General features: G+C 66.3%; 8 protein-coding genes. 2 read left to right on the top strand and 6 right to left on the bottom strand.

Going from position 1 to position 10,797, the window contains the following annotated elements:
• Nucleotides 1-271: 271 nt before the first annotated feature.
• From KQ910_RS09940 to KQ910_RS09930, 3 genes are all read right to left on the bottom strand, one after another.
• Nucleotides 272-682, bottom strand: a complete 411-nt coding sequence (locus KQ910_RS09940; protein ID WP_216959000.1) for a hypothetical protein — start codon at nt 680-682, stop codon at nt 272-274.
• Between the two features lie 63 nt (nt 683-745).
• Nucleotides 746-1,573 (bottom strand): SDR family NAD(P)-dependent oxidoreductase, encoded by an 828-nt coding sequence (locus tag KQ910_RS09935; RefSeq protein WP_216958997.1) that lies wholly within the window; start codon nt 1,571-1,573, stop codon nt 746-748.
• A gap of 11 nt (nt 1,574-1,584) precedes the next feature.
• The gene (locus KQ910_RS09930; RefSeq protein ID WP_216958995.1) at nt 1,585-2,352 is read right to left on the bottom strand and encodes an HpcH/HpaI aldolase family protein; all 768 of its coding nucleotides are present in this window, start codon (nt 2,350-2,352) and stop codon (nt 1,585-1,587) included.
• Between the two features lie 343 nt (nt 2,353-2,695).
• Here KQ910_RS09930 and KQ910_RS09925 point away from each other — a divergent pair, with 343 nt between their 5' ends.
• Together KQ910_RS09925 and KQ910_RS09915 are read left to right on the top strand one after the other, a co-directional pair.
• Nucleotides 2,696-6,232, top strand: a complete 3,537-nt coding sequence (locus tag KQ910_RS09925; protein ID WP_216958991.1) for a beta strand repeat-containing protein — start codon at nt 2,696-2,698, stop codon at nt 6,230-6,232.
• A gap of 620 nt (nt 6,233-6,852) precedes the next feature.
• Nucleotides 6,853-7,302 (top strand): potassium channel family protein, encoded by a 450-nt coding sequence (locus KQ910_RS09915; protein WP_216958988.1) that lies wholly within the window; start codon nt 6,853-6,855, stop codon nt 7,300-7,302.
• 255 nt (nt 7,303-7,557) lie between these two features.
• Here the strand turns inward: KQ910_RS09915 and KQ910_RS09910 are convergent, their stop codons facing one another.
• From KQ910_RS09910 to KQ910_RS09900, 3 genes are read right to left on the bottom strand one after another with little or no spacing between them, the layout of a single operon-like run.
• Complete coding sequence (locus KQ910_RS09910; RefSeq protein WP_216958986.1) at nt 7,558-8,172, bottom strand: hypothetical protein; 615 nt, start codon at nt 8,170-8,172, stop codon at nt 7,558-7,560.
• On the bottom strand, nt 8,123-9,187 hold the full coding sequence (locus tag KQ910_RS09905) for an alginate lyase family protein (protein WP_216958983.1): 1,065 nt from the start codon (nt 9,185-9,187) through the stop codon (nt 8,123-8,125). The genes KQ910_RS09910 and KQ910_RS09905 overlap by 50 nt, the downstream gene beginning before the upstream one ends.
• Nucleotides 9,184-10,797 (bottom strand): glycosyltransferase, encoded by a 1,614-nt coding sequence (locus tag KQ910_RS09900; RefSeq protein ID WP_229600371.1) that lies wholly within the window; start codon nt 10,795-10,797, stop codon nt 9,184-9,186. Before KQ910_RS09900 ends, KQ910_RS09905 begins: the two co-directional genes overlap by 4 nt.

The following is a 10,797-nucleotide window of genomic DNA, read 5'->3' as shown; positions in this document are numbered from 1 at the left end:
ACGCTGTACCGTGCGACCACTTACGGCAAGCTGCACCGCAAACGCAAGAATTGCGGAAGTCACAAATGCGTTTATCAGCGATTATTATTTCAGCCGGGATGAAGACAAAATTCGGCCCAAATCGGCGCGTGGCGCGGCCTCGATCTGGGCGTCGGTCTCACGGTCGCCCGCAGCCGAGAGAAACCGGACACGGGGCCGCCCGCGGAATCTCCGCTTTCCTAATGAAATAACTTGGTCGCGGCTCGCCCCCGAGGGGTCACCGAGGGTCGGCTCAGGGCGCCTGCGCCGGGCTCCCGGCCGGGGGCGCCGCCTTTTCGACGACGACGTCCCAAGGCGATCCGAGCAGCGCGCCGGCCGCCGTCAGGAACGAGAAGCTGAGCTTGCCGGCCGACGGGATAGCCAGGCCGTTCATGGCGGTGAGAACCCGGCTGCGCTGCTTGCCCCTGAAGGAGAAGTTGACCGGCGAGTCGAAGATGACCGCATCGCCCAGTTCGACCTTCAGCCGGACCGACTGGTCGTCGGGCTCGCCGGCTTCCTTGACGAACATGCCGACCAGGGTGAGCGACATGGCTGTCGGGAACGACGTGGCCTGGACCTGCTCCAGCAGGTGGAACAGGCTCAGCCGGCCGGTCTGGCTGTCCACCGCACTCGACTGCGCGCACGTCATGAATATGAGCTGCATTTCCCACCCCGATCTGTCGTCCCCGCCTTCCAGTAGCGCAAGAAGGCCGGGTACGGCCAGCGGCTAGACCGTCCCCAGCCCCATGCCGCCGTCGACCCGCAGGATTTCGCCGGTCACAAACTGCGCCTCGTCCGATGCGAGATACAGCGCGGCGTAGGCCGTATCGAAGCCGGTGCCCATCCTGCGGCGCAGCGGCACCATGGCATTGCGCTCGGCGCGCACGGCGTCGGTGGTGCGGCCGCTCGCCTCTGCGATGCCGGTGACGGCCATGGGCGTGTCCATGAAGCCCATCATGATGGCATTGGCGCGAATGCCGTAGCGCGCGTTGGACTGCGCGACATGGGTCGTCAGCCGGTTCACCGCGGCCTTGGAAATCTCGTAGGCGAGCTGCGTCGCGCCACTGGTGGCGGCCAGCGAGGAGATGTTGACGATGGCGCCGCACTCCTGCTCGCGCATCAGGGGAAGAGCCGCCTTGGTGGTCAGCCACATGCCCTTCAGGTTCACCGCGAGGATGCGGTCGAGCACCTTCTCCTCGAGCCGGTGCGCCGGCGCATCGCCGCCGCCGCCGATGCCGACATTGTTGATCAGGATGTCGATCCGGCCGTAACGCGCGCGCGCCTCGGCGACGATGCGCGCGCAGTCGGCCGCCTTGGTGATGTCGGCCGCCATCGAGGACAGGACAGGCGCCGCGCCGCCCTCGCGCGCGAGTTCGTCGGCCGCGATCACCGCCACCGTCTTGTCGGCGCGCTCGCCGACGCGATCGACGCAGAGCACGGTCGCGCCCTCCCGCGCCAGCAGGAGAGAGATGGCGGCGCCGTTGCCGATCGTCTCCCCCGGCGTCTGTCCGGCGCCGACGACGACCGCGATCTTGCCCGCAACCCGCTTGCCCATGTCCCGTCCCCTCAAGCCGTCTTGGTCTTGAGGATCTCGAGTTCGCTCCTGACGCCCGCGATCATGCAGGACAGATCGGAGGTCACCATCACCATGTCGAAGCCGCGCTTGATGGCGCCGGCGGCGAACTCGGCAGTGGCGCAGTGCATGACGCACTTGATGCCGGCCTTGTGCGCGGCGGCCAGGATCTTGTCACAGGTCGCGATGTGCAGCGGATCGGGATTATCGCCGCGCGGCGGCAGGCCGAGCGCGAACGACAGGTCGGCCGGGCCGATATAGACCGCGTCGAGGCCGGGCGTGGCGCAGATCGCGTCGAGGTTGGCAATGCCTTCCCTGGTCTCGATCATCGCCATGACGACGATTTCGTCATTGGCCTTGGCAACATAGTCGGCGCCGCCATAGTGCACGGCGCGCACCGGGCCGGAGGAGCGCATGCCGACCGGCGGATAGCGGCAGGCCGCGACCGCCTTCGCCGCTTCCTCGGCATTGTTCACCAGCGGCACGATGATGCCGTAGGCGCCGAGGTCGAGCGCCTTCATGATGGCGGCCGGCTCGTTCCAGGCCACGCGCACCACCGGCACCGTGTCGGTCTGGGAGATGGCCTGCAGCATCGGCGCCACGTCGCTCATCTCGGACAGGCCATGCTGGAGATCGACGCACAGCGCATCGAAGCCCAGCCGCGCCATCACCTCGGCGGTGAAGGTGTGGGACACCGAGAGCCAGCCCAGCGACACCCACTGCCCCGCCTGCCACTTCTGCTTGATCTTGTTCTGCCGCATGGTCTTTTTCCCCCTTTGCTCCGACGATTCCGTTTGAGCCGCAAACGACAGCGGATGCAAGCGCGCGCATCCTGCCAGTTTCGCGGCCGCCGGGCGTGAAGGTGAGCATCGGCGCAGATTTCAGGATCGTGCAGCTGCTGCAGGACGGCTTCGCACAACTGCATCCCTGACGCAGTTTTCAGACCCCCGCCGCGCGTTGGACGCGGCACGACTCAATGGCGATCGGCTTCGTTGCCATCGGGCGGCCCCCCGATTAGGTTGTCCGATCGATAAGAAACTCTGACGACAAAAGTGTCGTCCGGACCTCCGGGAAGGGGTCAGGCAGACCGTTTTGGAGCCCGTCATGACGTCGCTGGTTGCTGATCTGGGCGGTACCGCGGGGTTCGGTGAGTTCTCACTCGCCCGCAATGACGATGGCTCGACGGGGTTCATCGACCTCACGCCGATCTTCGGCGCGCAGGGCATCAACTTCTTCGGCCGCTACTACACCGGCTTCTATCTCAACAACAACGGCAGCGTGACCTTCAACGCGGCCACCAGCAGCTTTACGCCGAGTGCGATCACGGGATCGACCAGCAATCCCGTCATCGCCGCCTACTGGGCCGACATCGACACGCGCGGTGGCGCGGTCACGCCGACGCCGGGCGGCACGTCGACCGGCACGAACCTGCTCTGGTACGATCTCGATGCCCTGACGCAGACCTTCACCGCGACATGGGACGATGTCGGCTATTTCAGCAGCCAGACCAACAAGCTGAACGCCTTCCAGCTCGGCATCCACAAGATCAACGCGCAAGGCGATTTCGACATCACCTTCCGTTACGAGAACATCGACTGGACGACCGGCAACGCGTCCGGCGGGAGCAACGGTCTGGGCGGCACGCCGGCCCGGGCCGGCTACAGCGCGGGAAACGGCGTCGAGTATTTCGAGCTGACGCAATCGGGCAACCAGGGGGCCCTGCTCGCGCTGGAGAGCGCCAGCAACGTCGGCGCGGCGGGCACCTACGTCTTTGCCGTGCGCAACGGCGTACCGACGGTCGGCGTCACGGCCGGCGACGGGTCGATCGACGAGGGCGACGGCGGCGAACCTAACCACCTCAGCATCCCGGTCTTCCTGACCGAGGCTTCGACCTCGACCGTCACCGTCCATTACACGACCGCGAACGGCACAGCGCTCGCCGGCCAGGACTATGTCGCCCAGAGCGGCACCCTCACCTTCGCGCCCGGTGTGGTGCAGCAGAACATCCTCGTCGCCGTCACCGGCGATGCGACCGTCGAAGGCGACGAGACCTTCACCGTCACCCTGTCCGATCCGTCGGATGGCGCGTCGATCATCGACGGCAGCGCCACGGGCACGATCCTCAACGACGATTCCAACCCGGCGTCGCTGTCGATCGCCGCTACCAGCGCCAACAAAGCGGAGGGCCAGTCCGGCAGCTCGGCCTTCACCTTCACCGTCACCCGCACCGGCGACCTGAGCGGCGCCTCCAGCGCCCAGTGGGCCGTCGCGGGCGCGGCCGTCAACGCCGCCGACTTCACCGGCGGCGTGGTGCCGACCGGCACCGTGAGCTTCGCCGCCGGCGAGGGCTCGAAGGTCATCAGCATCCATGTCGCCGGCGACACCGCCGTCGAGTCGAACGAAGCCTTCTCGGTGACGCTGTCCAATGCCAGCGCCGGCACCGTCATCGGCACCGCTTCGGCGAACGGCCGCATCCGCAACGACGATGCGTCGCTGTCGATCGCCGCCACAAGCGCCGACAAGGCCGAAGGCCAGTCCGGCAGCTCGGCGTTCACCTTTACCGTCACCCGTACCGGCGACCTGAGCGGCGCCGCCAGCGCCCAGTGGGCCGTCACGGGCGCGGCCGTCAACGCCGCCGACTTCACCGGCGGCGAGTTGCCGACCGGCACCGTGAGCTTCGCCGCCGGCGAGGGCTCGAAGGTCATCAGCATCCATGTCGCCGGCGACACCGCCGTCGAGTCGAACGAAGCCTTCTCGGTGACGCTGTCCAATGCCAGCGCCGGCACCGTCATCGGCACCGCCTCGGCGAACGGCCTCATCGGCAACGACGATGCGTCGCTGTCGATCGCCGCCACAAGCGCCGACAAGGCCGAAGGCCAGTCCGGCAGCTCGGCGTTCACCTTTACCGTCACCCGTACCGGCGACCTGAGCGGCGCCGCCAGTGCCCAGTGGGCCGTCGCGGGCGCGGCCGTCAACGCCGCCGACTTCACAGGTGGCGAGTTGCCGACCGGCACCGTGAGCTTCGCCGCCGGCGAGGGCTCGAAGGTCATCAGCATCCATGTCGCCGGCGACACCGCCGTCGAGTCGAACGAAGCCTTCTCGGTGACGCTGTCCAATGCCAGCGCCGGCACCGTCATCGGCACCGCCTCGGCGAACGGCCTCATCGGCAACGACGATGCGTCGCTGTCGATCGCCGCCACAAGCGCCGACAAGGCCGAAGGCGATATGGGCGCCACGCCTTTCACCTTCACCGTCACCCGCACCGGCGATCTCAGTGGCAGCACCAGCGTCAGCTGGGGGGTCACCGGGTCCGATGTCTTCGACGCCGATTTCATCCCCTCCGACGAGCTTCTGGGCTCCGCCGACCTCCTGTCCCAGTTCGCTTCCGACCTCGGTCCCTTCTTTATCCAGATCCCCTCTGAAGACGATCCTGAGCTTCCGGCATTCTCCCTCTTCGGTGGCGAGATGCCGGCCGGCACCGTCAGCTTCTCCGCCGGGGAGACCTCCAAGACGGTCACGGTCTGGGTCCTCGGCGAGACGCTGGTGGAACGGGACGAGAGCTTCCAGGTCACCCTGTCCGATGCCAGCGAAGGCGCCGTCATCGATACCGCGTCGGCCGTCGGAATCATCCGCAACGACGAACGTCCCGATCTGGTCCTGTCCGGCGTGAGCTACACGCTGCCCGGCAATGTTCCGAACCTGCTCCTGATCGGCACCGACGATATCGACGGGACGGGCAACGCGCTGAGCAACATCCTCATCGGCAACGCGGGCCACAACACGCTGAGCGGCCTTGGCGGCACAGACTACATGTATGGCCTGGAAGGGGACGACATCCTGATCGGCGGTGCCGCCGGCGCCGCGCCGAACCAGCTCTGGGGCGGGGAAGACACCGATACGGCGTCGTATGCCGGCACGACCGGAGCCGTCTATGCCGATGTCGCGGCACAGGCCGGCTACGTCGACGGCGCGCTGGTCGATTCCATGAACTCCATCGAGAACCTGACGGGTGGATCCGGCATCAACACCCTGGTCGGGGACGGCGACGCCAACGTGCTGACGGGCGGCGCCGGCATCGACTATCTCTACGGCCAGGGCGGCGACGACGTGCTGATCGGCGGCGCCGTCACGCCCGGCAGCACCAACCAGTTGTGGGGCGGGCATGGCAGCGACACCGCCTCCTATGCCACCACCACGGGCGTGGTCTATGCCGACCTCGGCGTGCAGGCGGGCCACGTCGCCGGCGTGCTCATCGACGAAATGAACTCCATCGAGAACCTCGTCGGAGGTTCGAACGCCGACACGCTCGTGGGCGACGCAGGCGCCAACAGGTTGACGGGAGGGAGCGGCGCGGACGTGCTCTGGGGTCGCGGCGGCGCCGACGTCTTCGTCTTTTCCGGTCACACCGACAGCAACCTCGTCACCGGGTACGACACGATCGGCGATTTCGTCTCCGGCGTCAGCAAACTCGATCTGCGGGCGTTCGCCACCGACGCGTCCCATGTCGTGATCCAGTCGGACGGCGGCTCGACGAGCCTCTACGTTCTACAGAGCCCGGGCAACTTCGACACGGGCACCGACGCCGCCATGGCCTTCATCGGAGCCAATGCAATCGCAATCGGCGACATCCTGTTTTCCTAGGTCATCGACGGCTCTCCAGCCGCCGGGCGCAGAATCGCCGCCTTGAGGGATACACCTCGATATCAATTTGATCAGGCACCACGAGCACTGCCGCGGGCAGCAACTGCCCGGCTTCGACGATGCCGGCGAAGCGCGACGGGCAACTTGCTCTACGACAGGCGTGCGGCAGCATCCAGTTCGCCCATCTCTCGCGGGGCCTTGGCCTCACCGTCCAGGACATCCCCATCGTGGGAGCCGGCACGGCGCACGAACTCGGTCCCGCCGTTGCAGAAGGCACTTCTTTGCCAACAGACCGGTTGGCGCTGGCAATGCTCAATAGGATCCCTCCGGGGCGACCGATCTGAGGTAGAAAAGCGCGAATCCGAAGGGTGGATGCAGGAACGACGTCTGCATGTTCACGCCCAGCACACCGGCCGACGCAAGACTTCGGTGGGTTGATCTCTGAAAGTGCGTGGCCGAGGCAGTTTGACGACGTTAGAATTCAAGAGGCCATATCGCTCCTTCGATGGAGAAGGAGAGGCTTCAACCACCCCAGGATATGCCGCCCTCCCGATCCAGACCGTCACCAACTTTCGACCCTGACTCTTCCAGGGGTTCTTCTGGGGAATGCCGGACAACTCATGTTTGCCAACCTCGCGCTCGCGACCTTGATGGTCGGCCTTACCGTCGCCATCCATCTCGGCGGCCTGCTCGGCCTCTTGTGGGTGCTGCGCGATCGGGCGCATCGCATCCGGGCGCACGAAAGCCGCCTCGTCCCGCTCGGCGTCATCCTGTTCGTGGTCCTGGGACTGGTCGCCATCCATTCGGTGGAGATCTGGCTGTATGGCGCCGCTTACTGGGCCATCGGTGCCGTGAGTGACTTCGAAACGGCACTCTATTTTTCGACTGTGACCTTCACGACCCTGGGCTACGGGGACGTCGTGCTCGACGGCAAGTGGCGGCTGTTTGGCGCCATCGAGGCGGGCAACGGGCTGATCCTGTTCGGCTGGTCGACGGCCTTCCTGCTTTCCGTCACCAGCCGGCTGAGATTGCTGGAGCATGACTGGCTGGAGAAAACCGGCGCGGATTGAGGCCTTGGTGCTGGTGCAGATGAGAAGGTCCGGGCCTGTCCCGGCCCATGACGGCAGCTGACATCATGGATGATGCGATCCACTTCTTCGTGGGCTCCTGTACCGCTGTGGAAGGCGGCCACGTCCACGGCACCTATTGGGCCGGCTGCCGCGAAGACCGTCTGGGTCAGGGCAATCTTGTCAATCCCATGCGTAAAATCCGCGAACGTTGCAACGTTCTCCGGGCCGGGAGTAGCGTTGAAAACGAAGGTATCGCTATCTCCCCCGCCTCGCAGGAAGCCCCCCGCCGCCGATCAGCATGTCGTTGCCCGCGAGCCCGCTCAGTGAGTCGGCCGAAACTCCGCCGGTCATCAAGTTTGCCGAGGCGTTACCGGTCCCTGTGAACTTCCCATTGCCGGTGAATTCAAGATTGTCGGCGGTAGACGGAAGAGTATAGGTCGTCCGACCAGTCTGGATGGTCACCATGTCCGCAGCGGTCAACGCAACGGTGCCCAGGCCGAGATACTTGGCGACGGTCAGCGACAGCACGTCGTCGGTGGCGTCGATCCGGTCGATGCACTTGCCGGCGAGACCCGCGACGTCCGCGACCGACATGGTGCCGATCGCCGTGCCGGTATCCGACAGCGTGACCACGTCCGAGGTGGTCAGCATGCCCGGGAGCAGGCCGGCGACCTTGGCCACGTAGACCGTCGGCACGCTGTCGGTGGCGTCGATCTTGTCGATGCCCTTGGCGACCAGCTCCTGGAACTCGACGACCGAGAGGCCGCCGATCGCGGCGCCGGTGTCGCGCAGCAGCGACGAACTAATATGGACTCTCCGTTTATGCCGGATCGCTGCTAAGCACGCGGCAGGTGGTGTTGCCGCCGACATAGTCGTCGAGCAAGGGCCAGCCCGGTTCGCTGATCTGCGGCAGCAGGACACCAAGGCGCCTCGACTCGTCACGTTCCGGAAACCGGGCGCGATAGAGTTCGGCCCAGGCCATGTAGTGACGGCCATTGCCGCGACGCACCAGAAAGCTGAAGTCCTGCGAACTGCCGACTTCGCCGCCGGTCACGGCCGACAGGAGTTCGGGCTGCTCGATACCGTTCAAGAGAAATGCGATTGCGCGATGCAGGTCCACGCCGTCCACCCGCGGCAGCCACAGGTCCTGGCCGAACGGTTGCAGCAGGTCCGCCAGATAGACCAGGGACGCGATGGCATGACGCTGGTACCACAAGGCGCGCGATCCGCGCGCCATCTCCAGCGGCAGCCCACCATCGGCACGCATCCCGTCGATCGTCGCGACGGCAGTCTGCGCCGCCTTGTCGGCGAGTTCGCGACTGCCCGTCAGGGTCGCCCATTGCGCCGCGACGGTCGCCCGCAGAAGGGCATGGTTGTTGTGGTTGCTGACCGCCTCAGCCTTCGCGCGGCTCTTCTCTCCTCCGGTAGGCACGTCCTGGAGGGCGACGAGGTCGCCGAGCCAGCGTTCGATCTCCGCGTGATGGATCCTGCCGGCCGGCGACGTGCGCAGTTCCATCCATGAGCCCAGGATCGCAATCAGGGCGCGGCGCAGGGAATAGATCGAGTTGGTGTTGCTGCCGGCAGGACCTGCGTCGACAACCTCCCGGAGCGCTCCGGCGCGCGCCCAGTGCACGAGCGCCTCCACGCCCCTGTTGGCGGCGGGTTCGTCGCGCCGTCCGCGCCATGCCGCCGCCGCTTCCATCTGCAGCAGCGAGAACGGTTCGATGGCCCGGTCGGTGCCGTGGTGGGCCGGCCCCTGGATCGCGACGATCGGCGCCGGCTCGCCGTGGCCCGCGGGAGGACGGCACGCCTTGTAGGCCTTCGACTGACCGAAGGCCGGTGAGGCCATCAGTACCGTGAGGGCAATGAGAATGACGCGCCTCATGGCAGCACCGTCAGTTTGAGTTCATGAAGGGTGTAGAGGCTGGGCAGGCGCAGCACGCCGGCATAGCTCACGAGCGTCAGCACGAGGCCGGCCATGGCGACCGTCGTCAGATAGAAGGCGACGGCATTGCGCAGGCGGTCGGCCAGGCCGCCGCCGAAGCCCGCTTTCTGGTCGCCGCGGTTGGTCCAGCGCTGCTTGGACAGCCGGAACAGGCAGTAGACCTTCACCGCCGCGTTCACGAACTGGTTGACGTAGAGCAGCAGCGGATAGACGAGGTGGATCTCGCGCGAATAGCCGAACAGCACGAACGCCTGCCATAGCCGCGTGATGGCGATCCAGATGAAGTACGTGGCGAGATAGGCCGGCGAAACCAGCACCGCGCCCATCAGGCCGAGGATCGGGCTGACCAGCATGGTCCACATGGCGATGCGCTGGTCGACGATGCACCACCAGATGAAGAAGCCGGTGCGTCGGGGACCCAGCGCGATGGCGCGCGCACCGTTCCGCAGCATGTTGCCCGACCAGCGCCGCAGGTTCTGCACCATGCGCTCGTAGCCCGACCCCTCGATATGCTCGACCGTGTAGGCGATGGAGTCGGGCACATACATCATCTTCGCGCCCGCGCGCAGCATGTAGTACCAGGTGGTCTTGTCGTCTCCCGACAGAAAGCGAAAACGGCCCCACAGCCAGTGTTCGAGATGGTCCTCCTCGACCAGCTCGTAGAACTCCGGCCGGATGACGTGGTTGACGCGATACAGCGAGAGACGGCCCGTGAGCGTCAGGACCTTGCCCGCGAGCGCATGGCTCTGCATGGCGATTCGACGCTGGGCGAAGCGCATGGTGAGCCAAAGCTGGATCCAGCGCGGACCGAAGCAGATCACTTCCTCGTCGGTGGTCATCGCCTCGAGCATCGGGTCCGCAACAAACAGCGACGCGCATTTTGCGAGCATGCCGTCACCGATGATCGAATCGCCGTCCATGAAGACGACGACATCGTCCTCGCGGACCTCGCCGCGCTCGCGGCCCTTCGCCATGGCGCGGAGCGATGCGCCGATGCCGTAGCGCTTCCCGGGCGCGGTCTGGCGGGCGATCTCGAAGCGGATCTCGATGTCGGCCGCATGCTCGGCCAGGAAGTCGGCGATGATGATCTCGTCGCTTTCGTCACCGGACCCCAGCCAGATCGTGCCGGGCAGGCCGGTGGATCGCAGCTCGCGTACGATGCTGTCGACCACGGCGTGGGTGATTTCGCGCTTTTCGCGGAAGGTCGTCATCATGAAGTGGACCCGGCGCGGGCGGTGACCGTCCTGCCAGGCCCGGTCGGCGAGCCGGCGCAGCGCGGGATAGCGCACGAAGGCGTAGATCCAGGCCCGAACGACGTGGGTGGTCCACCAGCCGAACCGCCAAAGACCGAGGCCGCCAATCACGATCGTGACGTGACGCGCCACCGGGTCCCACAGCGTGTTGGGCACCGTCAGCAGCAGGATGACGCAAAGCGCGGCGTACGCCGCCAGGCCACCCAGCACGGTCGGGCTCCACTTCGCCCAGAAGCCGGGCTGCGGAAGCATGTCGGCATACTGGATGACGCCCGGTGTCGGCGGGACTTTGGGCAT

Source organism: Reyranella humidisoli (genome assembly GCF_019039055.1).
GTDB lineage: Bacteria > Pseudomonadota > Alphaproteobacteria > Reyranellales > Reyranellaceae > Reyranella > Reyranella humidisoli.
Note: the sequence above shows the minus strand (reverse complement) of the source record. Positions and strands in the feature narration are given on the sequence as shown.